Raw genomic sequence first — 24636 nt, forward strand, 5'->3', positions numbered from 1 at the left:
TGAGCTAACAAAAACGTATGAAGGAGAGTTTTTATTTATGAAAAAAATGAAAGCTAGTGAAATTAGGCAAAAATATTTGGATTTCTTTGTAGAAAAGGGCCATATGATTGAACCATCTGCACCACTTGTACCTATCGATGATGATTCATTATTGTGGATCAATTCTGGTGTAGCTACCTTAAAAAAATACTTTGACGGGCGTGAAACTCCTAAAAAACCAAGAATTGTCAATTCTCAAAAAGCTATACGAACAAACGATATAGAAAACGTCGGTTTTACTGCTCGCCACCATACTTTTTTTGAGATGCTAGGTAATTTTTCAATCGGTGACTACTTTAAACATGAAGCGATTGAATTTGCTTGGGAATTTCTAACAAGTGATAAATGGATGGGCATGGAACCTGAGAAGCTATATGTGACTATTCATCCTGAAGATACTGAAGCTTATAGAATTTGGCATGAAGACATTGGTTTAGAGGAAAGTCGTATTATTCGAATAGAGGGCAATTTTTGGGATATCGGGGAAGGACCATCTGGACCGAATACAGAAATTTTCTATGATCGTGGATCGGATTATGGAAATGATGATCCTGCTGAAGAAATGTATCCTGGTGGTGAAAACGAAAGATATTTAGAAGTTTGGAATCTAGTGTTTAGTGAGTTTAATCACAATAAAGACAATACTTACACACCACTACCAAACAAAAATATTGATACTGGCATGGGATTAGAACGTATGACTTCTATCTCACAAAATGTAAGAACAAATTATGAAACAGACTTATTTATGCCTATAATTAAGGAAGTAGAACATGTTTCAGGAAAAAAATATTTAATTGATGATGCACAAGATGTTGCATTTAAAGTTATCGCAGACCACATTAGAACAATTTCGTTCGCAATTGCTGATGGCGCATTACCAGCTAATGAGGGTCGAGGATATGTATTAAGAAGATTATTACGTAGAGCAGTACGCTTTAGCCAATCATTGGGAATTAATGAACCATTTATGTATAAACTTGTTGATATAGTCGCTGATATCATGGAACCATATTATCCAAATGTCAAAGACAAGTCCCACTTTATTAAACGTGTCATTAAATCAGAGGAAGAACGCTTCCATGAAACGCTTGAGGAAGGTCTTACGATTTTAAATGAACTGATAAAAGAAGCGAAGAATAGTAATCAGGTTATTAAAGGTCATGATGCTTTTAAGTTATATGATACTTATGGATTCCCAATAGAATTAACTGAAGAATTAGCAACTCAAGAAAACTTGTCTGTTGATATGTCTACTTTTGAGCAGGAAATGCAACAACAGAGAGATCAAGCTAGACAAGCTCGACAGAATTCTCAATCAATGCAAGTTCAAAGTGAAGTACTAAAAAATATTCAAGATGATAGTCAATTTGTTGGGTATGAAACTACGGACTATCAATCATTAATAACTCACATCATATACAATGGTGAAGAAGTTAAACATGCTGAAGCAGGAAAAACAATTTACTTTATTTTAAGAGAAACGCCATTCTATGCAGTAAGTGGTGGACAGGTTGCAGATAAGGGAACAGTTGGTAATGAGAGCTTTGAAATAAATGTAACTGACGTAACTAAAGCGCCTAATGGCCAAAACTTACATAAAGGTATTGTGCAATTTGGCGAAGCAACACAAAACGCGAAAGTAGAAGCACGTGTTAACAAAGAAGATAGACGACTTATTCAAAAAAATCATAGTGCTACACATTTACTACATGCTGCTTTAAAAGAAGTATTAGGAGATCATGTTAATCAGGCTGGATCGTTAGTTGAACCTGAAAGACTACGTTTTGATTTTTCACATTTTGGTCCTATGACACAAGAAGAAATTAATTTAGTAGAACGTAGAGTAAATGAAGAAATTTGGAGAGCTATCGATGTCCGTATTCAAGAAATGAGTATTGAAGAAGCCAAATCAATAGGCGCTATGGCTTTATTTGGTGAAAAATATGGAGATATTGTTCGTGTTGTCAATATGGCACCATTTTCAATAGAATTGTGCGGTGGAATACATGTGAATAATACTGCGGAAATCGGTCTCTTTAAGATTGTGAGTGAATCTGGGACAGGCGCTGGTGTTAGAAGAATAGAAGCTTTAACAGGTAAAGGTGCATTCTTACATCTTGAAGAAATTGAAACTCAATTTAATACTATTAAAAATCATTTAAAAGTTAAATCTGATAACCAAGTAGTTGAAAAAGTTAAACAACTTCAAGATGAAGAAAAAGGACTGCTTAAACAATTAGAACAACGCAACAAAGAAATTACATCACTAAAGATGGGGAACATTGAAGAACAGGTTGAATTGATTAATAATGTGAAAGTTTTAGCAACAGAAGTAGAAATTCCAGATCCAAAAGCGATACGTTCAACTATGGATGACTTTAAATCTAAACTTCAAGATACTATTATAGTGTTAGTCGGACAAGTTGATGGAAAGGTTTCTGTAATTGCTACTGTACCAAAATCACTTACAAATCAAGTGAAAGCTGGAGATCTCATCAAAAACATGACACCAATTATTGGTGGAAAAGGTGGAGGCCGTCCTGATATGGCTCAAGGAGGCGGAACCCAACCTGAAAAGATAACAGAAGCATTACGCTTTATTAAAGATTACATTAAAAATCTATAACTCCAATGAATAATGGTGTAAAATTAAAGTGAGTCAGAATACGCTTATGAAGGAGTGTCGTATATGGAAAATTTTGATAAAACAATGAAATTTAGTTATGAAGAAATTCCTAAGGAAGATGTCAAATCAGTTCTTCAGAATGTCCATCGTACATTAGAAGAACGTGGATATAATGCAGTTAATCAAATTGTGGGTTATTTATTATCTGGAGACCCTGCATATATTCCACGTCAAAATGAAGCAAGAAACCAAATACGCCATATAGACCGTGATGTAATTATGGAAGAACTCGTTTCAAACTATTTAAAAGAGTCTAAGAATTAATATGCTAAAGCATAAAATTTTAGGACTAGATGTTGGAAGTAAAACTGTTGGCATTGCTATAAGTGACCTTATGGGTTGGACTGCTCAAGGGTTAGACACACTCCGTATCAATGAAGAACAAGATGATTTAGGAATTGATCAACTCGTGAAGATTATTAAAGATAATCAAGTTGGAACTGTTGTTATTGGCTTACCCAAGAATATGAACAATTCAATAGGTTTTCGTGGAGAGGCTTCAATAAAATATAAAGAAAAGTTACAAGAGTCTGTCCCTTCTATTGATATTGTTATGTGGGACGAACGTTTAAGTACAATGGCTGCTGAAAGATCTTTACTTGAAGCAGATGTTTCAAGACAAAAAAGAAAAAAGGTAATAGATAAAATGGCAGCTGTATTTATTTTACAAGGCTATTTAGATTCTATTCAATAAAGGAGAAAATGAAAATGACAGAACATAATCACGATGCTGAATTAACAATAAATAATGAAGAGGAATTACTTACGTTATATGATGAAAACGGAAATGAAGTTTTATACCGTAAAATGTTAGAATTTTATCATCCAGAATTCAAAAAAGAATATGTCGTTCTTGCAGAAGAAGGTGCACAATCAGATGACGAAGACATGATTGAACTTGTACCAATGATAAATGAACCTGATGAGTCTGGTGATGGAGGGAAATTAGTCCCTATTGAAACAGATGAAGAGTGGGATATGATTGAAGAAGTTGTAAATACTGAGATTAACGAATAATCTTTATAAGATGTTGTGTGAGAAGTGTAATTGAGTTTCTAGGTCTCCTCTATCATGGAATTATATTGAGAGGGAAAGTTTAATATTATTAAATTTTTAACTTAGTTACCATCTTAAATTACATTCAAAATGCCTGAGACAATCAAAGCTGTCCCAGGCATTTTAATATTAGAATTATTTGAATTTACCCTACTAATAATAGTGCTCAAAGACATATTCGTATAATTGCCTCTTATAAAAATCTTTTAATTATGGTAAAATGTCTAAAGTTAATTTCTATGAATACTCATATTTACTTCTAATATAAAAGTATAGAAGAATTACTATCATAATCAGTCATTTTCATTGATTAACTATCAACATAATCAATACATGGGCTGATTTATTTTGTTTTTGCAATTGTTAATGATGAAGGAAGTTTTAATGATATGGATTCAAATCAAAAATATTTAACACAATTACATCAATCAATTGATACTGAAATCGAAGAACTAAGAGTTTATGCCGAAGAAAATCAAGTTCCTATTGTTGATAAATTAACACTTGATTTGATAAGACAACTCATTCGAATGAATAGAACTAAAAATATTTTAGAAATTGGTACAGCCATTGGTTATAGTTCAATGCAATTCGCTAATATTTCTAAAGATATAAATGTAACAACAATTGAACGAAATGAGGACATGATTCATCTTGCAAAAAAGTTCATAAAAAAGTATCGATACCAGAATCAAATCCGCATAATTGAATATGATGCTTTGAATGCATTTGAACAAGTCAATGACAAACAATATGATATGATATTTATCGACGCAGCTAAAGCACAATCAAAGAAATTCTTCCAACTATATACACCGTTATTAAAAAAAGGTGGAATTGTAGTTACTGATAATGTTTTATATCATGGATTTGTTTCAAATATAGACGTTGTTCGTTCTAGAAATGTGAAACAAATGGTTAAGAAAGTGCAACAGTACAATGAATGGTTGATGGAGCAATCTCAATTTACAACAAACTTTATAAATATGGATGATGGATTAGCAATATCTATAAAAGGAGAATGACTATGGTTGAATTATTAGTTACTCCTAAGTCAATAACTCATATGGAAACACTAATAGATAAAGGTGCAGACGCATTTGTTATTGGTGAACAAAAATTTGGTTTAAGACTGCCGGGAGAATTTAATCGTGATGCTATGCAAGAAGCTGTAGCATTAGCCCATAAAAATAACAAAAAAGTATACGCTGCTGTGAATGGTATTTTGCATAATTACCACTTAGACGCTTTGGAAGACTATATTAACTTTTTACATGATATTCAAGTAGATCGCATTATATTTGGTGATCCAGCTGTCGTTATGTATGTTAAACAACACGAGCATCCAATTCCATTAAATTGGGATGCTGAAACTCTTGTAACGAATTATTTTCAGTGTAATTACTGGGGGAAAAAAGGTGCAAATAGAGCAGTATTAGCTCGAGAACTTAGTTTAGATGAAATAATTCATATTAAAGAGCATGCTGATGTAGAGATAGAAGTTCAAGTTCATGGTATGACTTGTATGTTTCAATCCAAAAGAATGCTATTAGGAAATTATTATACTTTCCAAGAGCGACAAATGAAGATAGAACGTCAACATGATCATGGAGACTTATTATTATACGATGAAGAAAGAGATAATAAATATCCAGTTTTCGAAGATTATAATGGTACGCATATCATGTCTCCAAATGATATCTGTTTAATAGAAGAATTAGAGCCTTTTTTTGAGGCAGGGATAGACGCGTTTAAAATAGATGGTATTTTACAAAGTGAAGAATATATAAATGTAGTCACAGAGCAATATCGAGAAGCTATAGATTTATTTAATGAAGATCCGGATGCATATGAAGATGAAAAATTTATGCTCGTTGATCCTATAGAAGAAATACAACCTGAACATCGTCCATTCGACGAAGGTTTCTTGTATAAACAAACAGTATATTAAGGAGGCTTATCATTAAAATGAAAACTTTAGAAGAAGTTAAATCCAAGACCCAAAAGATAATGAAAAAGCCTGAACTACTTGCACCAGCTGGTAACTTAGAGAAACTTAAGATTGCTGTTCACTATGGTGCAGATGCAGTGTTTTTAGGTGGCCAAGAATATGGATTACGTTCTAATGCTGATAATTTTACTATGGAAGAGATTGCTGAAGGTGTAGACTTCGCTAATCATTATGGCGCTAAAATTTATGTTACAACGAATATTATTGCACATGATGAAAATATGGAGGGACTAGAAGAGTACTTGCAAAACCTTGAATCTACAGGTGCTACAGGTATTATAGTAGCGGATCCTCTTATCATAGAAACTTGTAAAAAAGTTGCGCCTAGACTAGAAATTCATTTATCAACGCAACAATCTCTTTCAAATTATAAAGCTGTTGAATTTTGGAAACAAGAAGGATTAGACCGAGTTGTACTTGCACGTGAAACTGGTGCAATGGAAATGAGTGAAATGAAAGAAAAAGTCGATGTTGAAATAGAAGCGTTTATACATGGCGCAATGTGTATCGCATATTCTGGTCGTTGTACTTTAAGTAATCATATGACAGCTCGAGATTCTAATCGAGGTGGTTGTTGTCAGAGTTGTCGATGGGACTATGATTTACTTGAAGTTGATAGTGATGGAGACCTAGATTTATATTATGACAACAGTGATGTTACTCCTTTTGCAATGAGTCCTAAAGATTTAAAATTAATAGAATCTATACCTCAAATGATGGAATTAGGCATCGATTCGTTAAAAATTGAGGGACGCATGAAATCTATACATTACATTGCTACAGTTGTTTCTGTATATCGTAAAGTCATTGATGCATATGCTGAGGACCCCGAAAACTTTAAAATAAAACCGGAATGGTTAATGGAATTAAATAAATGTGCAAATCGTGACACAGCACCAGCTTTCTTTCAAGGTACACCTGGTTATGAAGAGCAAATGTTTGGTGAAGAACAGTCTAAAAAGTCATCTTATGATTTTTGTGGCCTCGTGCTAGATTATGACCATGAAACACAATTAGCAACAATACAACAGAGAAATCATTTTAAACCAGGACAAGAAATTGAGTTCTTCGGCCCAGAAATTGATAGTTTTAAACAAGTTGTTGAAGCGATTTACGACGAAGAAGGTAATTCTTTAGATGCAGCACGTCATCCATTACAAATTGTACAAATTAAAGTAGATAAGCCTATTTATTCTAACAACATGATGAGAAAGGAAATTGGCTAATGAATCAGACAACGATTATTGGCATTGCAGGGGGTTCGGGCTCTGGAAAAACTACAGTTACAAATGCAATTATGAAGAATTTAGAAGGTCATAGTGTCGCACTCTTAGCACAAGATTATTACTATAAAGATCAATCACATTTAACATTTGAAGAACGGCTTGAAACAAATTATGACCACCCGTTTGCATTTGATAATGATTTACTTATTCATAACTTAAAAGATTTAAGAAATGGCAAACCAGTTGAGGTACCTACGTATGATTATTCTCAACATACACGTAGTAAAGAAACAATTGCATTTGATCCAAAAGATGTTATTATCGTAGAAGGTATCTTTGCTTTAGAAAACAAGACATTACGAGACATGATGGATGTGAAAATTTATGTTGATACTGATGCTGATTTACGAATTTTACGCAGACTTACTAGAGATACTAAAGAGCGTGGTCGTACAATGGAATCAGTAATTAATCAATATCTTAATGTAGTTAGACCTATGCATGAGCAATTTATTGAACCTACAAAAAAGCATGCTGACATCATAATTCCTGAAGGAGGCAGCAATAAAGTTGCCATAGATATTATGACTACTAAAATCCAATCACTCGTAAGCAAAAAATAGTAATTTTTATAGTAAAGGAAGATGAGATTTATGGAAAACCAAAAACAATATCCTATGACTCAAGAAGGTTATGAGAAACTTGAACAAGAATTAGAAGAATTAAAAACGGTTAAAAGACCTGAGGTAGTTGAAAAAATAAAAGTAGCCCGTTCATTTGGAGACCTATCTGAGAACTCTGAGTATGATGCTGCTAAAGATGAACAAGGCTTTATTGAACAAGATATACAACGTATTGAACACATGATTAGAAATGCTTTAATCATTGAAGATAACGGTGATAACAATGTAGTTCAAATTGGTAAAACAGTTACTTTTATTGAATTACCTGGAGATGAAGAAGAAAGTTATCAAATCGTTGGGTCTGCTGAAGCTGACGCATTTAAAGGAAAAATTTCTAACGAATCTCCAATGGCAATAGCATTAATTGGTAAAGGATTAAATGATCAAGTACGTGTTCCACTTCCTAACGGTGGCGAAATGAACGTTAAAATCGTTGAAATTAAGTAAATAATTTACTAAATGTGGGAAGTCAAACTTAAAAATCATTGAATTACTTTCTAAACTCGATTCCGGATAGTAATATAGAGAAATTTTGAGTAGAACCTTGTATATATAAGATTCTAATATATCATTTAAAAAGTGTTATTCTTGTATTTTGATAGTTATGATTACATTTCAATGCACTTTAAAACCTGAGACTATTTTTGATGTCTCAGGTTTTTTTTGTGTAATTTGAGAATAGTTTAAACATATGTTTGATAAGGTTTTATACAACACAGTATGACAAACTGTCATCAATATGATTAAATGATAATAGAAATTTAATGTTTAGAAGTTTGCAATAATTAAGATAACCTAATAACTTTAATTCAATTTATTATTTGTTATTATTAGCTATTTGAATTAATTATTAAACAACATCTTTATTGCAATGGTACAATAAAATTGTTGTAACAAATAATTCCTTAGTATTTTTAAAAGGAGGGATTTTGTTTTGAGGACACAATTTATTAATGAACAAACAATTATGATTTACTTTGAAAATGAAATTAGTGAATCTACGTTCAAAAAGGTACAACATACAATTCAATACATAAAATCGAAAAATTTATCAGAAATAACAAACATTGTACCTTCTTATCGTGCTATTCTAATTTACTTTGATAACTCAGAGATAAATGGAGCTGAATTATTAGAAAATTTAGAATTTGATGAAGGTTTGAACAGTGGAAAACAATCACATTTTAAACAGCGTATCATTCATATACCTGTATTATATGGTGGAGATTTTGGTCCAGATTTATCAGAAGTAGCTAACGTTAATAAATTAAGTCAGGAAGCAGTTATTCAAATACATACACAACAACCTTATCTAATCTATATGCTTGGGTTTATGCCGGGTTTCCCTTACTTAGGTGGATTAGATGCTAAGTTGCACACACCTAGACGATCTGAACCTAGAATCAAAATTAACGCTGGTTCTGTTGGAATAGCAAATAATCAAACAGGTTTATATCCTATGGACTCACCTGGTGGTTGGCAGATTATTGGTCGCACACCAATAAAAGTTTTCGATTTAAATAGGTCACCAATGACGTTATATGAAGCTGGTGATTACATACAATTTTATAGTATTAATTATCAAGAGTTTGAAAAAATATCAAACGATATTAATAAAGGAAAATTTGATATAGATAAGTGGGTGACATATCAAGATGAGTATTAAAATTTTAAAGCCTGGTCTGTTTTCAACAATTCAAGATATAGGTAGAATTGGGTATCAGGATTTAGGATTTTCTGAAGCAGGTGCTTTAGATTACTATAGTTTTTCTATTGCACAAAAACTTATCGGAAATCAAGGACCAGCAATTGAATATACGTTAGCAGGTCCTAAGATAGAATTTTTAACAGACAATACTTTTGCCATTGTCGGTGGTGATTCAGAACCGAAACTTAATGGTAACAAAATTGATTTACTAACCGTTTATCATGTGAGAAACGGAGATCAATTAGACATTGGTCAAATCACTGAAGGAGCAAGAGGATATATTGTTTTTGGGCACCCACTTAAAATTAATAAAGTGGCTCAAAGCTATTCTACACATGTTAGGAGTGGAATGGGCGGATTTAAAGGTCGTGCATTAAAGAAATACGATGTTATTGCAACTCAAGTTAATCATAACTATAAAACTAATTTAGGAAAAACAATTGATTTCTCATCTATACCTGATAATAATTACATACACGTCATTGAAGGACCTCAAATCAATGAATTTGATGAAGAAACGATATCTAAATTCGTAAATAGTGATTTCAAAATTTCTGATCAATCAGATCGAATGGGATACAGATTAAAAGGTAATACAGTAGCACCTAAAAATAGTGCTGATATCATTTCTGAACCTGTCGCTTTGGGCAGTATTCAAGTACCTAGCGACGGTAATCCCATTATTCTTTTAAATGATAAACAAACAATTGGTGGTTATACAAAAATTGCAACGGTAACACAATTAGATTTAAGAAAATTAGCACAGATGAAGCCTGGAGACATTATACAGTTTGAATGGATAACTGTTGAAGAAGCTTCTAAAAGGCTTAAAGAATTTAAGTCTAAATTTGAACAATTATTAAAGCGTTTTGATGAGCAACCATTGTTTAACCTAAATCATATTAGACATACTTCTAATAAAATTGCAGAAATAATTAAGGAGGATAGTTAAATGGATATTAAAAAAATTGAGAAAGTCATTAAATTGGTAAAAGCTAATGATGTAAAAAAATTTAAGTATAAGGACGCTGATAATGAAATAGAACTTGATTTTACTAATGGAGCATCTCAACAATATTCACAACAGTTATCTCAAGATATTCAACAAGATAATATTAAATCCTATGATGAAAAACAAGAAGCCATATCAAATGACCAGCAAGAGATTAAATCTCCTATGGTTGGAACATTCTTCTTACAAGATAGTAAAGAATTAACAGAACCTAAGATTAAAGTTGGCGATACAGTAACTGAAGGAGATGTTATCGGTTACATTGAAGCTATGAAAGTTATGAATGAAGTAACTACGGATGTTTCAGGTGAGGTCACAGAAATATTAGTAGAACATGGAGACAATGTTGAATATGATCAGCTACTAGTCAGAGTTAAATAGGAGGAATTCATTGATGTATCGATGTTTGATTGCAAATAGAGGCGAAATAGCAGTAAGAATTATAAGAGCTTGTAGAGAGCTTAACATAGAGACAGTTGCCATTTATGCAAAAGGTGATGAAACTAGCTTACATGTAAGTTTAGCCGATCAAGCAATATGCATAGGTGAAGCAAATCCATTAGACAGTTATTTAAATATTGATCGTATTATATCTGCTGCAAAAGTTACAGAATCAAACGCTATTCACCCTGGCTATGGTTTCTTATCGGAATCTACGAATTTTGCGAAAGCCGTTGAAGACAATCATATACATTTTATTGGTCCTAGTAAGAAAACTATGGAAATGATGGGGGATAAAATTACTGCCAGACAAACTGTGAAACAAGCAGGAGTACCTGTTATACCAGGTTCTAATGATGCTGTTCAAAGTGTAGATGAAATTAAATTATTAGCCAAAGAAATAGGATTTCCAGTTGTACTAAAAGCAGCTAGTGGTGGTGGTGGGAAAGGCATAAGAATTGTTAAAGAAGCATCTCAATTGGATCAGGCTTTGAAAGAGGCTAAAAGTGAAGGACAAAAATACTTTAACGATGATCGAGTGTATGTAGAGGCATTCATACCAGTAGCAAAACATGTAGAAGTGCAGATTATCGGAGACGGTAAAAATAACTATGTTCACTTAGGTGAACGCGACTGTTCTGTTCAACGAAAGAATCAAAAATTAATAGAGGAATCGCCTTGTGCTGCATTAACTGAACAAAGAAGAACAAGAATATGTAACGACGCAGTTAAAGTAGCTCAAGCTTCAAGATATCGTAGTGCTGGAACTATAGAATTTTTAGTTACTGAAGATGCACATTACTTTATTGAAATGAATGCTCGTATTCAAGTTGAACATACAGTTACAGAAATGCGTGCTGATAGAGACTTATTACAAGCTCAGTTATATTTATTAACACACGGTGAATTACCATTCACTCAGAAAGATATTTTATTTAATGGTCATGTAATTGAGGCACGTATAAATGCTGAAAATCCTGAAAAAAATTTTTTACCTACTCCAGGAAAAGTTAATAAATTACACTTACCTCAAGGATTTAATATACGTGTAGATTCTTTACTTTACACAGGTTATCAAGTTTCTCCTTATTATGATTCACTTGTAGCTAAAGTGATTGTAAAGGATTCTAATAGACAAACTGCTATTAATAAACTAAAAGTTGCGTTAGATGAACTGGTCATCGAAGGTTTTACTACTACAGCTGACTTTCTATATGCGGTTTTAAATTATCCAATATATGCAAAAGGCGATGCAAGTAAAGTAGATATTAAATTTCTTGAAAAACATCAAATCATTAAAGAGGTGAAATGAAGTTGAAAATTGACTTAAATTGTGATTTAGGAGAAGCTTTTGGTAATTATACATTCGGTGGAGATCAGCATATTTTACCATTAATAACTTCTGCTAATATTGCTTGTGGTTATCATGCAGGTGATGAAGATGTTATGAATGAAACCGTTCAATTAGCGAAAAAAAATAATATAAGTATTGGAGCGCATCCAGGTCTTCCTGATTTGAAAGGCTTTGGTCGTCGTAAAATGGATCTTACTCCAAATGAAATTTATAACTTAGTTGTATATCAATTAGGTGCGTTAAGTGGCTTTTGTAAAATCAATCATGTAAAAATGAAGCATGTTAAACCACATGGTGCTCTTTATCAAATGGGGGCTAGAAATAAAGAAATTGCACATGCAATTGCTCAAGCAGTTTTTGATTTCGACTCAAATCTAATATTTGTCGGCTTAGCGAATACATTACTTATTTCGGAAGCTGAATTAGTTGGGCTTAGGGTAGCTTCGGAAGTATTTGCTGACCGTCGTTATGAAGATGATGGACAATTGGTAAGTAGAAAAAAAACCGATGCCACTATCACTAATACAGACGAAGCAATCCAACAAGCATTAAAAATGGTTTTGGAAAATAAAGTTATAAGTAAAAATGGAAAAATCATCGATTTGAAAGCAGATACAATTTGCGTTCATGGAGATGGTGAACACGCATTAGAATTTGTTACGCAAATTAGAAATGAATTAATGAAAGAAGGCATTGATATTCAATCCTTATAGGGGGTCAAAAGATGGGGGAAAATACAAAACAAGATTTCAATCAAAAAGGACAAAATTTTAAATTCACAAAAAAGCATAGACGATTATTATATGGTTCAGTTTTTTTAATGGCTACATCAGCTATTGGTCCAGCATTTCTTACTCAAACTGCAGTGTTTACTGCACAATTTTATGCTAGTTTTGCATTCGCAATATTAATTTCTATTATTATAGATATAGGCGCTCAAATAAATATTTGGAGAATATTAGTGGTAACTGGATTACGTGGACAAGAAATATCTAATAAAGTATTACCTGGACTTGGTACTATTATCTCCATTCTAATTGCATTTGGAGGTCTCGCATTTAACATAGGTAATATTGCTGGTGCAGGTTTAGGTTTAAATGCAATATTTGGTCTTGATGTCAAATGGGGTGCTGCAATAACAGCTATTTTTGCGATTCTTATCTTTGTTAGTAGAAGTGGTCAGAAAATAATGGATGTCATTAGTATGATTCTAGGTATCGTAATGATTTTAGTAGTAGCTTATGTCATGGTCATTTCAAATCCCCCTTATGGAGATGCATTAGTACATACATTTGCACCTGAACATCCTTTCAAACTTATATTACCTATTATTACATTAGTAGGTGGTACAGTAGGGGGTTATATTACTTTTGCAGGTGCACATAGAATTCTAGATTCTGGTATAAAAGGTAAGACATACCTTCCTTTCGTAAATCGATCTGCTATAGCAGGTATTTTAACAACTGGTGTTATGCGTGCCTTATTGTTTTTAGCTGTACTAGGTGTTGTTGTAACTGGCGTTACGCTTAGTTCAGATAACCCACCAGCATCGGTTTTCCAACATGCATTAGGTCCTATAGGTAAAAATATTTTTGGTGTAGTAATATTTGCAGCAGCAATGTCCTCCGTAATTGGTTCTGCATATACAAGCGCAACATTTTTAAAAACACTACACAAATCGTTACTCCATAAAAATAATCTTATCGTTATTATATTTATTGTAATTTCAACTTTTATTTTCTTATTTATTGGTAAACCGGTGAGTTTACTTATAATAGCTGGAGCGATTAATGGTTGGATTCTACCAATCACATTAGGTGCAATTCTCATTGCAAGTAGGAAAAAATCTATCGTTGGTGATTACCAACACCCAACATGGATGCTTGTTTTTGGTATTATAGCCGTCATTGTCACGATAATGACTGGTATTTTTTCATTACAAGATTTAGCAAGTCTTTGGAAAGGTTAATTGTATAATAAAGTTCAATGACTACCCGCAACTGTTTTTAAATCAATTGCAGGGTAGTTTTTAATTATAAATAAGAAGAGATATTATTTAATCATAGTGATTTAAGCATTCATACTTTAAAACTCGCTATCGTGGAGATATTTAAAATGTGATAAAATACTTATGCTAATGCTTTATAAATGAGGTGTAAAAAGATATATGATAGGAATTATTGGAGCAATGGAAGAAGAAGTGACGATTTTAAAGCGTAAATTGAATGATATGAATGAAATAAATATTGCGCATGTTAAATTCTATGTTGGCACGCTAAACCACAAAGAGGTGGTTTTAACACAAAGTGGTATAGGTAAAGTTAATGCTTCTATCTCAACGACTTTGTTATTAGAAAAATTTAATCCTGAAGTCGTCATTAATACTGGATCAGCAGGTGCATTAGATCAAACACTATCTATTGGAGATATATTAGTGAGTAACCATGTTTTATATCATGATGCTAATGCTACAGCGTTTGGTTATGAATTTGGACAAATACCTCAAATGCCTAAAACTTATACTACTGATCCTACATTATTGAAAAAAACAATGCATGTATTAGAACAACAACAACTGAATGGTAAAGTAGGTATGATTGTTAGTGGTGATAGTTTTATAGGTAGCTCAGAGCAGCGACAAAAAATTAAGCAACAATTTCCAGAAGCTATGGCTGTCGAAATGGAGGCAACTGCAATTGCGCAAACATGTTACCAATTTAAAGTACCATTTATCGTAACTAGAGCTGTTTCGGACTTAGCAAACGGTAAAGCCGATATTTCTTTTGAAGAATTTTTAGATAAAGCAGCTTTATCATCTAGTGAGACAGTTTCATTATTAGTAGAATCATTATAAAGGTAAAGGTGAAAAGATAGTGGGAATCATAAAAAAATTATTTATGCCAAATGCATATGTGAAATCAATATTTGAAATTGATATAGAAAAACTTGCCGATAGTGGTGTTAAAGGTATCATAACTGATTTAGATAATACACTTGTTGGTTGGGATGTTAAAGAACCTACTAACGGTGTTAAATCGTGGTTTGCTAAGGCTAAAGATTTAGGAATAACTGTTACAATTGTGTCAAATAATAATAAAAGTCGTGTATCAAGTTTCTCTAGTAGTTTAGGTGTAGATTATATATTCAAAGCACGTAAACCAATGGGGAAAGCCTTTAAGATGGCTATAAAAAAAATGAAAATCCAACCGAGAGAAACTGTTGTTGTAGGAGATCAAATGCTTACTGATGTGTTTGGTGGCAATTGTAATGGTTTATATACAATTATGGTAGTACCTGTTAAACGGACTGATGGATTAATTACAAAGTTTAATCGATTAATTGAAAGACGATTATTAAATCATTTTAGAAAAAAAGGTTATATTAAATGGGAGGAAAATTGATTGAATGAAATACTAAAATGTATTGGATGTGGTGCTCCCCTACAGTCAGAAAATAAAGACGCACCCGGCTATGTTCCAGAACATAATATGTTTCGAGAAGATGTCATCTGTAGAAGATGTTTTAGATTGAAAAATTATAATGAAGTTCAAGATGTGGGTATGGAAAGTGAAGATTTTTTAAATCTACTTACTGGACTATCTGAAAAAAAAGGAATTATTGTCAATGTAGTAGATGTGTTTGATTTTGAAGGGTCATTCATCAATGCAATACAACGGATTGTTGGTAATAAAAAAATTATATTAGTGGCAAATAAAATAGATTTATTACCTAAACAAATTAATCATCGACGTGTAAAAGAATGGTTAAGAAAATCTGCTCGTAAATATGGATTAGAAGCAGAAGATGTCGTTCTTATTTCTGCAAATAAAGGTTGGGGGATTGATGAATTATTGCAATCTATAAACCATGTAAGAAATAAAGATGACGTATACATTGTAGGTACAACAAATGTTGGGAAATCTACATTAATTAATAAATTAATTGAACAGAGTGTGGGAGAAAAGGATGTAGTAACTACATCACGCTTTCCAGGAACAACTTTAGATATGATAGATATTCCATTAGACGAAAAATCATTTATGTTTGATACACCAGGTATCATTCAATCACATCAAATGACAAACTATGTATCTGAAAATGAGTTGAAAATCATCATACCTAAAAATGAAATAAAGCAACGTGTGTATCAACTTAATGAAAAACAGACATTATTTTTCGGAGGATTGGCACGCATTGATTATGTATCTGGTGGTAAAAGACCACTTGTTTGTTTCTTTTCTAATGATTTAAATATTCATAGAACTAAAACCGAAAAAGCTAATGATTTATGGAAATCCCAATTAGGCGCATTGCTTTCACCACCTCAAGATGCACAACAATTTAATCTTAATGATGTAAAAGCAGTAAGACTGGAAACCGGTAAAACTAAACGTGACATAATGATATCTGGTTTAGGATTCATAACTATTGATGCTGGTGCAAAAGTGATAGTTCGTGTTCCAAAACATGTAGATGTTATTTTAAGAAATTCAATTCTCTAAAATGAGGTGATAAAAGTGAAATTTGCAGTAATTGGAAACCCCATTTCTCATTCATTATCGCCATTGATGCATCATGCAAATTTTCAATCTTTAAATTTGGAAAGCACTTATGAAGCGATAAATGTACCAGTTAATCAATTGCAAGACATTAAAAAAATAATTTCAGAAAAGGGCATTGATGGATTCAATGTTACTATTCCACATAAAGAACGTATTATTCCGTACCTAGATGATATTAATGAACAAGCGAAATCTGTCGGTGCGGTAAATACAGTTTTAATTAAAGATGGTAAGTGGATTGGTTATAATACTGATGGAATTGGTTATGTCAATGGTTTAAAGCAAATATATGAAGGTATAGAAGACGCTTATATATTAATTTTAGGTGCAGGTGGAGCAAGTAAAGGCATAGCAAATGAATTATATAAAATCGTTCGTCCTACTATAACAATCGCAAATAGAACGATGTCTCGTTTTAATAATTGGTCGTTAAATATTAACAAAATAAATTTAAGCCATGCAGAACGCCATTTAGATGAATTTGATATTATAATAAACACTACACCTGCTGGTATGTACGGCAATAAAGATTCTGTAATTTCTTTAAATCGTTTAGCTTCTCATACTTTAGTAAGTGATATTGTTTATAATCCATATAAAACACCAATACTGCTAGAAGCTGAACAAAGAGGAAATCCAATCTATAATGGTCTCGATATGTTCGTTCATCAAGGTGCTGAAAGTTTTAAAATTTGGACTAATCTAGAACCAGATATAGAAGCAATGAAAAACGTAGTAATTCATGAATTGAAAGGAGAATTATGATGTTAACTGGTAAGCAAAAAAGATATTTACGTAGTTTAGCTCATAACATTGATCCAACTTTCCAAATAGGTAAAGGTGGTATTAATGAAAATATGATTCAACAAATTTCTGAAACATTAGAAAAGAGAGAATTAATTAAGATTCATATATTACAAAATAATTTTGATGATAAAAAAGATTTAGCAGCATTAGTAGCTGAGCAAACGCAAAGTGAATTGGTACAAATAATCGGGTCAATGATTGTGTTATATAAAGAGTCTGAAGAAAATAAAGAAATCAAATTGCCATAATGAATCAAAAAATCGTTCTCTTTGGCGGTCAATTTAACCCGATTCACACTGCTCACTTAGCAGTAGCAAGTGAGGTTTATCATGCTATTAAACCAGATATATTTTTCTTTTTGCCTAGTTATATGGCCCCTTTAAAGCATCATAATACGCAATTATATTCTGTACAACGAGTAAAAATGATACAGCTCGCTATTAAGGAGATTGGATTTGGTGAAATTTGCACTACTGATTTAGATAGAAAAGGTCCAAGCTATACGTATGAAACCATTTTGCATCTCAGAAAAATATATCATAATGCACAGTTATACTTTATTATTGGAACAGATCAGTATAAACAATTGGATAAGTGGTATAAAATTAATGAATTAAAAAAACTTGTAACCTTTATTGTTGTGAATAGAGAAACTGATAACCAAAATGTAAGTAAAGAGATGATTTCTATAAAGATACCTCGAATAGATATAAGCTCCACAATGATTAGAAATAGAGTGAAAATGAACCAATCTATAAAAGTCTTAGTACCCAAAGGGGTAGAGAATTATATAAAGGAGGAGGGGTTATATGGAGATAAGTAAAGCTAAAGAACTGGTAAAAGAAAAACTGCCTGATAAACGTTATCAACATTCATTACGAGTGGCGGATACCGCAGTTAAGTTAGCAGAAATATACGATGGTGATATCAAAAAAGCTGAGTTGGCAGGTATATTACATGATTACTGTAAATACGAAGACTTAAGTACAATGTATCAAATTGTTAGACAATATGACCTTGAAAGTGATTTGCTTAGTTATGGTGGAGAGATTCTTCATGGACCAGTATGTGCGGCAATTATGAAACATGAATTTGGTGTAAATGATGAAGAAGTTTTACTTGCTATAAAATATCATACGACTGGACGTCAACAAATGACTAAAACTGAGAAACTTGTTTTTATTGCAGACTATATAGAGCCTGGTAGAAAAACGCCTGGAGTTGAAGAAATTAGAGATATGGCATACAATCAAGGTAGCTTAGATAAGACAATTTATGAGATTTCTAAGCGCACTGTATTATTTTTAATAGAAAAGGATATTACTGTATATGACGCCACAATTGCGTGTTTAAATTATTATAATTATAGCGATGAAAGAATAAAGGATGATTAAATGAATTCAGAAGAATTATTAAATATTGCTGTCGAAGCGGCAGAGAATAAGAAAGCGGAAGATATTATTTCTCTCAATATGAATGAAATTAGTGATATGACAGATTATTTTGTAGTCTGTCACGGTAACAATGAACGTCAAGTTCAGTCCATTGCTAGATCTGTTAAAGAAGTGGCACATAAACATGATATTGAAGTTAAACGTATGGAAGGCTATCAAGAAGCTCGATGGATACTTATTGATTTAGCAAATGTAGTTGTTCATGTGTTTCATAAAGATGAAAGAAGCTACTACAATTTAGAGAAATTGTATCAAGATGCACCTATTAAAGAATATGGTCAGGCAGTATTTTAGTCATGAATCAATATGAAGATATGAGTTTAGTTTATGACCAACTTACTCAAGATCAACCGTATCATTCGTGGTTTAATATTGTTCAACATTTCTTACCTTCTGATAGTCATGATTTGTTAGATATTGGTTGTGGTACTGGCAACTTAACACAATTACTAACATCACTAGGTGAAGTTACTGGTATGGATATTAGTGTAGATATGTTATCAATAGCTAGCCAAAAAACAAATCAGGTGAAGTGGATCGAAGGCAATATGACTCACTTTAATTTGAACAAAAAATTTAATATGATTACAATATTTTGTGATTCACTGAATTATTTAGAAACATTAAATGATGTAAAAATGACATTCGAAAGAGTGTATCAGCATTTAAATAAAAATGGTGTTTTTATTTTTGATGTACATACTGTTCATAAAATGAAAACATTATTTAATAATAAAAGTTATATTGATGAATCTGATAATGTTTTTGTAGGTTGGGATGCAATATGTGGGGAAGAACCATTAAGTGTTTATCATGAAATGACTTTCTTTGTATCACAGCAAAATGGATTGTATCGACGCTTTGACGAATCACATTATCAAAGAACATATGACGAACAAATCTATCGAAATTTACTACAAGATGTTGGGTATCATAGTGTTAAGACTTTTACAGACTTTAACATTCACAGTCATGAAGAAGATGCCCATCGTTTATTTTTTGTTGCTAAAAAATAAATTTTTAAAAGTAAAATCACTTCTCAGTACGTTAATAATACTGAAGGAGTGATTTTTTGTGTTTAATATTAATAGGCGATATATCGACTTTTTTATGAAATGGAAATTTTACATCTTAATTATATTAATAATGTTAATAACATTCTTTTTTTACTTGTTCAACGATAACAATAGTGATTTGAAACAGAATAGTCAGAAAGGACAATCTAAATTATCTGACCAGCAAATAACAAACAACAAAAAGTTAAATAAAAAAGAAGTGTCTATTGAAAAAGATAATACAAAAGAAACTAAAATATTTATCGATATTAAAGGTGCTGTTAAACATCCGAATGTATATGAAATGTCTTCTTCGAATAGAGTCATTGATGCTTTAAATAAAGCAGAGGTATTAAAGGATGCAGACTTATCACAATTAAATCTTTCTGAAAAATTAGTTGACCAAAAACTTATCTATGTTCCTAAAAAGGGTGAGAATAGTATGAAAATAGACTCACAGCAAGCAGCATTGAATTCGAGTGACGTAAAAATCAACACGAATCAACCTTTGAATTTAAACTCTGCTACTGAAGAACAATTGAAAAACATACCAGGTATAGGTCCAAGTAAAGCTAAAGATATTTTAAATTACAGAGAAAAAAATAATGGATTTAATAGTATCAATGACTTAATGAAAATAAAAGGATTTGGAAAGAAGACATTTGAAAAACTGAAAGAACATTTTACTATTTAAATCATCATTTATTGCAATATTAAATCTAAATGATTAAGCTATAAATATTACAACTACTTATTTTAAGGAGGCATAGTTAATGGAACGAATTAAATGGGAAGAATACTTCATGGCTCAGAGTCATTTACTGGCATTAAGATCAACGTGTAGAAGATTATCAGTTGGTGCTACAATCGTAAAGGATAATAGAATAATAGCGGGTGGATATAACGGCTCAGTAGCTGGAGAAGTGCACTGTATTGATGAGGGATGTTTGATTGAAGATGGACATTGTATACGTACTATTCATGCAGAAATGAACGCGCTACTACAATGTGCAAAACAGGGTGTATCAACAGAAGGTGCAACGATTTACGTTACTCATTTCCCTTGTTTAAATTGTACGAAATCAATAATACAAGCAGGTATCAAAACGATTTACTATGCACAAGATTATCATAATCATGACTATGCCATTAAATTATTGAAGCAATCAGGAATTGAATATAAAAAAATTCCGTTTTCACCTGAATATGTTGCTCAATATCTGACTCAAGAATAACCAATGTTTTACATTGCTCTTTCTTTTTTGGTAGGGGTACTTTGGATAAAATTCAAAGTAATCTCTATCTCCTTAATATTAACGCTTTTGTTACTAATTATGATTAAAAGGCTTAATATTATAATACTATCATTAATGTTTATTTCAGCTATAAGTTCATTTTTTTTAATAAGTTCCTATAACCAAACTGAAATTAAAAACTTAAATAGTTTATATAGTGAACCTTTTATTGATGATTTTGTTAGTTTTAAATCTTTTACACCTAAATCAACATACTATACTGGCATATTAAATTATAAAAATAAAGACTATAGATACTTTTATAAAGCATTAAAGTCAAATTTGAAGCAAGATTTAACTCATAAAAGTTGTCGAGTTAAAGGAGAATTTAAATTCGATAAAGAGTTTCTCTTGTTGAATATTTCAACAGTTCAATTTAAGTCTTGCCAGGAAAACAGTATTTTCACTCCTATATATCATCATCAAAATTATATCACCAAAATTATTCATAAATCTGGAGTCACGCATCCTGAAAGAATATTAGCGTTGATAACTGGTGATACCTCTCTAATTGATGAATACTACAAATCTAACATCAGAGATATAGGTATTTACCATTTACTAGCTATAAGTGGTACACATGTTGGTACAATTATTGTCCTCGTTTATCAACTGTTAGTACGTTTAAATATACCTCTAGTTCTCATTAAAGGTGTAACTATTTTACTATTATTAATCTACGCTGTTTATACTGGATTTGTACCCAGTGCCATGCGTGCTATTTCAATTGCAATCATCATACTTATTATGCCAATCCATTTTAGGAAAAGTTCTATACATGTGCTTTCATTTATATTTGTGTTAATGATTGTCTTAAATCCTCAATTTATTAATCATATTGGTTTTCAGTTCTCTTTTTTGATAAGTTTATTTATTATATTGACAAAACCATATATAAGTGGTTTAAAACCACTTAAATGTTTATTTATTATTAGCTTTTTGGCTCAATTAGGTTCAATTGTAATTAATACCTATCATTTTAATCAATTTCAATGGATAGGTTTGCTATCTAATTTTATATTTGTTCCATTCTACTCTTTTATATTATTTCCTTCTGTCATTATCTACTTTATTTTAATTCATATTTTTCAACATAGCTTCCTATTAAATACTTATATAAATATACTTTTTAAAATTCACGATTGGATAGTTCATTTATTTTTAAATTTAAATCATTTTAAGTGGTACATTCCTAAATTAAACCAATATAGTTTACTTATTTTGATTATACTAACGTTAATTTTTCTTTACATACTTGTCTATAGAGGGATTGTTACATCCGTACTAAGTTTTTTAATTGTTTTAATCATTTTTACACATTTAATTGGACCACATTATGCCGAGTTAACACTTTTTGATGTGGGCCAAGGAGATAGCATTTTATTCAAAACAAAGTCAAATAAAAATGTTTTGATTGATACAGGAGGGAAAAGAAATGAAAATGTAAGTTTTAAACATAATAATATTGCCAAATATAAAATTTTACCCAGTATTAAGAAAAAGGGTATTACCACTATAAATTATTTAGTAATTACACATCCTCATGCTGATCATATGGGTGAATTAATATATTTTTTAAATAATATTAATGTGAATAATCTCGTTTTAAATATTGAAAGTTTCCCATTAGAATTACTTAAAGAGGTTACGACAAAATGCAAGGAGAAAGAGATAAAGATCATAGATGTAAACCAAGTTAAAAAAATAGAAATTGATAATAGTAAGATAAGCTTTTTAAATAGTTTTATACCATTAAGTGATGATAAAAATGAACATTCTATTGTTACATTAATTCAATATAATGATATTAATATTTTACTGATGGGAGATGCAACTGTTAATAATGAAGACATTCTTATGAAGAGATATAATTTACCAAAAATAGATATTCTAAAAGTTGGTCATCATGGAAGTAGGACAAGTAGTTCGGAATTATTTATTAAAGATATTGAACCTAAAATCAGTCTTATATCTAGTGGTAAAAATAATAAGTATCATTTACCTAATTTGGATGTTATTCAAAGATTAAAATATTATGGTAGTAAAGTTTTTGATACTCAAGACAACGGGGAATTAACTATAAATTTAGATGAAGAAGTTTACATAGTCTACCGTGATATTTTAAATCAAAAGAGTTTAGCTAGAGAAAGTATATCGTAAAGTGATATAATTCATGCGTATGATATATAGAGGAAGGTGTACGTATGAGCAACCATATCTTCACTGTCTACGGTGAAGTACCAGAATTAGTCGAAAAAAAAACAAAAGAAATTGTTAATGATTATCTAGGACAAGAGATAGATGACTTTAATTATGTAAAATACAATTTGTACGAGAGTGACCTAACTCCGATTATTGAAGAGACACTTACTATGCCTTTTTTTTCGGATAAAAAAGCAATTGTTGTTAAAAACTCATATGTTTTTACAGGAGAAAAATTTTCTAAAGATTTAAATCACAATTCTGACGAGCTTATAAAATTTTTAGAAAAATATGATGGTGAAAATCTCATTATTTTTGAAGTGTATCAGTCTAAACTAGATGAGCGAAAAAAACTCACGAAAACATTAAAGAAAAATGCACAACTTAAGAAAATTGAACAAATGTCTGAGAAGGAATTAAAGCATTGGATTAAAAATACACTAAACAATAATTATAAAGATATTAAGCAAGATGCTCTTGAATTATTTATTGAATTAACTGGTGTTAACTATAATATTGTTTCTCAAGAATTGGAAAAGTTAATTTTATTCATAGGCGAAAGACCTATAATTAATAAAGAAGATATCGATCTAATTATTAATAGAAGTTTAGAGCAAAATGTTTTTCTACTAACTGAATACATTCAAAAAGGTAAAAAGAATAAAGTTATACAATTAGTCAATGACTTAATTATTATGAAAGAGGAACCTATAAAATTACTGGCATTAATTACTAGTAATTATAGATTATATTATCAATGTAAAATTCTTAGTCAAAAAGGCTATAGTGGGCAACAAATTGCAAAGACTGTAAATGCACATCCTTATAGAGTAAAACTAGCACTCAATCAATCCCGTCATTATAAACTAGAAAGTTTGTTTAACATCATAAACGCTTGTGCAGAGACTGACTACAAACTAAAATCATCTTATATGGATAAACAACTTATTTTAGAATTATTCATACTATCTCTATAAAAAGTTTGAGGTAGCAAATATAAAATATATCCTATCAACAATAGAAATATTGCTTGTAAAGGAAT

The 24636-nt window shown here is 31.2% G+C and carries 27 protein-coding genes and 2 pseudogenes; all 29 read left to right on the forward strand.

Translation table 11 applies throughout. The features are described 5' to 3' along the window. Window positions 1-37: 37 nt before the first annotated feature. The 29 genes and pseudogenes from alaS to holA all read left to right on the forward strand — a co-directional run bounded on the left by alaS (window position 38) and on the right by holA (window position 24571). A complete protein-coding gene (gene alaS / locus ACVBFA_RS07865) occupies window positions 38-2668 on the forward strand; it encodes an alanine--tRNA ligase (RefSeq protein WP_447158809.1) in 2631 nt (876 codons plus the stop codon). Window positions 2669-2731: 63 nt separating this feature from the next. Continuing rightward, window positions 2732-2992, forward strand: coding sequence for an IreB family regulatory phosphoprotein (locus tag ACVBFA_RS07870; protein ID WP_001830883.1), 261 nt, complete (start codon window positions 2732-2734; stop codon window positions 2990-2992). 1 nt (window position 2993) lies between these two features. Then, a complete protein-coding gene (ruvX, locus tag ACVBFA_RS07875; protein ID WP_002491136.1) occupies window positions 2994-3422 on the forward strand; it encodes a Holliday junction resolvase RuvX in 429 nt (142 codons plus the stop codon). A gap of 14 nt (window positions 3423-3436) precedes the next feature. Next, on the forward strand, window positions 3437-3745 hold the full coding sequence (locus ACVBFA_RS07880) for a DUF1292 domain-containing protein (RefSeq protein ID WP_001830855.1): 309 nt from the start codon (window positions 3437-3439) through the stop codon (window positions 3743-3745). A gap of 428 nt (window positions 3746-4173) precedes the next feature. Beyond that, window positions 4174-4809 (forward strand): O-methyltransferase, encoded by a 636-nt coding sequence (locus tag ACVBFA_RS07885; RefSeq protein ID WP_002457769.1) that lies wholly within the window; start codon window positions 4174-4176, stop codon window positions 4807-4809. Between the two features lie 2 nt (window positions 4810-4811). After that, window positions 4812-5735 (forward strand): peptidase U32 family protein, encoded by a 924-nt coding sequence (locus ACVBFA_RS07890; protein ID WP_126122389.1) that lies wholly within the window; start codon window positions 4812-4814, stop codon window positions 5733-5735. A gap of 17 nt (window positions 5736-5752) precedes the next feature. Then, complete coding sequence (locus ACVBFA_RS07895; protein WP_046044269.1) at window positions 5753-7021, forward strand: peptidase U32 family protein; 1269 nt, start codon at window positions 5753-5755, stop codon at window positions 7019-7021. Beyond that, window positions 7021-7644 (forward strand): uridine kinase, encoded by a 624-nt coding sequence (udk, locus tag ACVBFA_RS07900; RefSeq protein ID WP_002446596.1) that lies wholly within the window; start codon window positions 7021-7023, stop codon window positions 7642-7644. The genes ACVBFA_RS07895 and udk overlap by 1 nt, the downstream gene beginning before the upstream one ends. A gap of 30 nt (window positions 7645-7674) precedes the next feature. Beyond that, a complete protein-coding gene (greA, locus tag ACVBFA_RS07905) occupies window positions 7675-8151 on the forward strand; it encodes a transcription elongation factor GreA (protein ID WP_002457767.1) in 477 nt (158 codons plus the stop codon). 487 nt (window positions 8152-8638) lie between these two features. Then, complete coding sequence (pxpB, locus tag ACVBFA_RS07910; RefSeq protein ID WP_126122388.1) at window positions 8639-9370, forward strand: 5-oxoprolinase subunit PxpB; 732 nt, start codon at window positions 8639-8641, stop codon at window positions 9368-9370. After that, entirely contained in the window at window positions 9360-10364 is a 1005-nt protein-coding gene (locus tag ACVBFA_RS07915) for a 5-oxoprolinase subunit C family protein (protein ID WP_126122387.1), read from the forward strand. Before pxpB ends, ACVBFA_RS07915 begins: the two co-directional genes overlap by 11 nt. Beyond that, a pseudogene (locus ACVBFA_RS07920) lies at window positions 10365-10473 on the forward strand (acetyl-CoA carboxylase biotin carboxyl carrier protein subunit); the annotation flags it as partial. It abuts the gene before it with no gap. An 89-nt stretch (window positions 10474-10562) separates the two neighbouring features. Further along, a pseudogene (locus ACVBFA_RS07925) lies at window positions 10563-10805 on the forward strand (acetyl-CoA carboxylase biotin carboxyl carrier protein); the annotation flags it as partial. Window positions 10806-10818: 13 nt separating this feature from the next. Further along, complete coding sequence (locus ACVBFA_RS07930) at window positions 10819-12177, forward strand: acetyl-CoA carboxylase biotin carboxylase subunit (protein WP_070592834.1); 1359 nt, start codon at window positions 10819-10821, stop codon at window positions 12175-12177. Between the two features lie 2 nt (window positions 12178-12179). Beyond that, window positions 12180-12932, forward strand: a complete 753-nt coding sequence (pxpA, locus tag ACVBFA_RS07935) for a 5-oxoprolinase subunit PxpA (RefSeq protein WP_002490285.1) — start codon at window positions 12180-12182, stop codon at window positions 12930-12932. 11 nt (window positions 12933-12943) lie between these two features. Next, the gene (locus ACVBFA_RS07940; RefSeq protein ID WP_046044266.1) at window positions 12944-14188 is read left to right on the forward strand and encodes an NRAMP family divalent metal transporter; all 1245 of its coding nucleotides are present in this window, start codon (window positions 12944-12946) and stop codon (window positions 14186-14188) included. Between the two features lie 198 nt (window positions 14189-14386). Further along, window positions 14387-15073: a 5'-methylthioadenosine/adenosylhomocysteine nucleosidase gene (locus ACVBFA_RS07945; RefSeq protein ID WP_002475168.1), complete on the forward strand. Its 687-nt coding sequence runs from the start codon at window positions 14387-14389 to the stop codon at window positions 15071-15073. A gap of 43 nt (window positions 15074-15116) precedes the next feature. Continuing rightward, window positions 15117-15620, forward strand: a complete 504-nt coding sequence (locus ACVBFA_RS07950) for a YqeG family HAD IIIA-type phosphatase (RefSeq protein WP_202595933.1) — start codon at window positions 15117-15119, stop codon at window positions 15618-15620. Further along, entirely contained in the window at window positions 15621-16721 is a 1101-nt protein-coding gene (yqeH, locus tag ACVBFA_RS07955) for a ribosome biogenesis GTPase YqeH (protein ID WP_001832784.1), read from the forward strand. Window positions 16722-16736: 15 nt separating this feature from the next. Further along, window positions 16737-17546 carry a shikimate dehydrogenase gene (aroE, locus tag ACVBFA_RS07960; RefSeq protein ID WP_046044265.1) on the forward strand — a complete coding sequence of 270 codons (810 nt, stop codon included), beginning with the start codon at window positions 16737-16739 and terminating at the stop codon, window positions 17544-17546. Continuing rightward, on the forward strand, window positions 17546-17836 hold the full coding sequence (yhbY, locus tag ACVBFA_RS07965; RefSeq protein ID WP_002475687.1) for a ribosome assembly RNA-binding protein YhbY: 291 nt from the start codon (window positions 17546-17548) through the stop codon (window positions 17834-17836). The genes aroE and yhbY overlap by 1 nt, the downstream gene beginning before the upstream one ends. Next, on the forward strand, window positions 17836-18411 hold the full coding sequence (locus ACVBFA_RS07970; protein ID WP_002446583.1) for a nicotinate-nucleotide adenylyltransferase: 576 nt from the start codon (window positions 17836-17838) through the stop codon (window positions 18409-18411). Before yhbY ends, ACVBFA_RS07970 begins: the two co-directional genes overlap by 1 nt. After that, on the forward strand, window positions 18398-18982 hold the full coding sequence (yqeK, locus tag ACVBFA_RS07975) for a bis(5'-nucleosyl)-tetraphosphatase (symmetrical) YqeK (RefSeq protein ID WP_002475691.1): 585 nt from the start codon (window positions 18398-18400) through the stop codon (window positions 18980-18982). Before ACVBFA_RS07970 ends, yqeK begins: the two co-directional genes overlap by 14 nt. Continuing rightward, window positions 18983-19336: a ribosome silencing factor gene (gene rsfS, locus ACVBFA_RS07980; protein ID WP_002457756.1), complete on the forward strand. Its 354-nt coding sequence runs from the start codon at window positions 18983-18985 to the stop codon at window positions 19334-19336. It abuts the gene before it with no gap. Between the two features lie 2 nt (window positions 19337-19338). Beyond that, entirely contained in the window at window positions 19339-20058 is a 720-nt protein-coding gene (locus tag ACVBFA_RS07985) for a class I SAM-dependent DNA methyltransferase (RefSeq protein ID WP_002446579.1), read from the forward strand. A gap of 58 nt (window positions 20059-20116) precedes the next feature. Further along, window positions 20117-20791, forward strand: coding sequence for a helix-hairpin-helix domain-containing protein (locus ACVBFA_RS07990; protein ID WP_126122385.1), 675 nt, complete (start codon window positions 20117-20119; stop codon window positions 20789-20791). Between the two features lie 79 nt (window positions 20792-20870). After that, window positions 20871-21332: a ComE operon protein 2 gene (locus ACVBFA_RS07995; RefSeq protein ID WP_002446577.1), complete on the forward strand. Its 462-nt coding sequence runs from the start codon at window positions 20871-20873 to the stop codon at window positions 21330-21332. A 3-nt stretch (window positions 21333-21335) separates the two neighbouring features. After that, entirely contained in the window at window positions 21336-23552 is a 2217-nt protein-coding gene (locus ACVBFA_RS08000) for a DNA internalization-related competence protein ComEC/Rec2 (RefSeq protein WP_126122384.1), read from the forward strand. Between the two features lie 44 nt (window positions 23553-23596). Continuing rightward, window positions 23597-24571: a DNA polymerase III subunit delta gene (gene holA / locus ACVBFA_RS08005; protein ID WP_237638976.1), complete on the forward strand. Its 975-nt coding sequence runs from the start codon at window positions 23597-23599 to the stop codon at window positions 24569-24571. Window positions 24572-24636: the final 65 nt, after the last annotated feature.

Source organism: Staphylococcus sp. MSU001 (genome assembly GCF_052976705.1).

What these genes read in the sequence shown, in the direction of transcription:
- ACVBFA_RS07890 (WP_126122389.1), top strand. Translation starts at nt 4,812, where the DNA reads ATGGTTGAATTATTAGTTACTCCTAAGTCAATAACTCATATGGAAACA.
- ACVBFA_RS07940 (WP_046044266.1), top strand. Translation starts at nt 12,944, where the DNA reads ATGGGGGAAAATACAAAACAAGATTTCAATCAAAAAGGACAAAATTTT.
- ACVBFA_RS07885 (WP_002457769.1), top strand. Translation starts at nt 4,174, where the DNA reads ATGGATTCAAATCAAAAATATTTAACACAATTACATCAATCAATTGAT.
- ACVBFA_RS07895 (WP_046044269.1), top strand. Translation starts at nt 5,753, where the DNA reads ATGAAAACTTTAGAAGAAGTTAAATCCAAGACCCAAAAGATAATGAAA.
- ACVBFA_RS08000 (WP_126122384.1), top strand. Translation starts at nt 21,336, where the DNA reads ATGTTTTACATTGCTCTTTCTTTTTTGGTAGGGGTACTTTGGATAAAA.
- ACVBFA_RS07950 (WP_202595933.1), top strand. Translation starts at nt 15,117, where the DNA reads ATGCCAAATGCATATGTGAAATCAATATTTGAAATTGATATAGAAAAA.
- greA (WP_002457767.1), top strand. Translation starts at nt 7,675, where the DNA reads ATGGAAAACCAAAAACAATATCCTATGACTCAAGAAGGTTATGAGAAA.
- ruvX (WP_002491136.1), top strand. Translation starts at nt 2,994, where the DNA reads ATGCTAAAGCATAAAATTTTAGGACTAGATGTTGGAAGTAAAACTGTT.
- ACVBFA_RS07930 (WP_070592834.1), top strand. Translation starts at nt 10,819, where the DNA reads ATGTATCGATGTTTGATTGCAAATAGAGGCGAAATAGCAGTAAGAATT.
- yhbY (WP_002475687.1), top strand. Translation starts at nt 17,546, where the DNA reads ATGTTAACTGGTAAGCAAAAAAGATATTTACGTAGTTTAGCTCATAAC.
- ACVBFA_RS07870 (WP_001830883.1), top strand. Translation starts at nt 2,732, where the DNA reads ATGGAAAATTTTGATAAAACAATGAAATTTAGTTATGAAGAAATTCCT.
- ACVBFA_RS07985 (WP_002446579.1), top strand. Translation starts at nt 19,339, where the DNA reads ATGAATCAATATGAAGATATGAGTTTAGTTTATGACCAACTTACTCAA.
- ACVBFA_RS07945 (WP_002475168.1), top strand. Translation starts at nt 14,387, where the DNA reads ATGATAGGAATTATTGGAGCAATGGAAGAAGAAGTGACGATTTTAAAG.
- ACVBFA_RS07970 (WP_002446583.1), top strand. Translation starts at nt 17,836, where the DNA reads ATGAATCAAAAAATCGTTCTCTTTGGCGGTCAATTTAACCCGATTCAC.
- yqeK (WP_002475691.1), top strand. Translation starts at nt 18,398, where the DNA reads ATGGAGATAAGTAAAGCTAAAGAACTGGTAAAAGAAAAACTGCCTGAT.
- alaS (WP_447158809.1), top strand. Translation starts at nt 38, where the DNA reads ATGAAAAAAATGAAAGCTAGTGAAATTAGGCAAAAATATTTGGATTTC.
- ACVBFA_RS07995 (WP_002446577.1), top strand. Translation starts at nt 20,871, where the DNA reads ATGGAACGAATTAAATGGGAAGAATACTTCATGGCTCAGAGTCATTTA.
- holA (WP_237638976.1), top strand. Translation starts at nt 23,597, where the DNA reads ATGAGCAACCATATCTTCACTGTCTACGGTGAAGTACCAGAATTAGTC.
- udk (WP_002446596.1), top strand. Translation starts at nt 7,021, where the DNA reads ATGAATCAGACAACGATTATTGGCATTGCAGGGGGTTCGGGCTCTGGA.
- ACVBFA_RS07880 (WP_001830855.1), top strand. Translation starts at nt 3,437, where the DNA reads ATGACAGAACATAATCACGATGCTGAATTAACAATAAATAATGAAGAG.
- ACVBFA_RS07915 (WP_126122387.1), top strand. Translation starts at nt 9,360, where the DNA reads ATGAGTATTAAAATTTTAAAGCCTGGTCTGTTTTCAACAATTCAAGAT.
- rsfS (WP_002457756.1), top strand. Translation starts at nt 18,983, where the DNA reads ATGAATTCAGAAGAATTATTAAATATTGCTGTCGAAGCGGCAGAGAAT.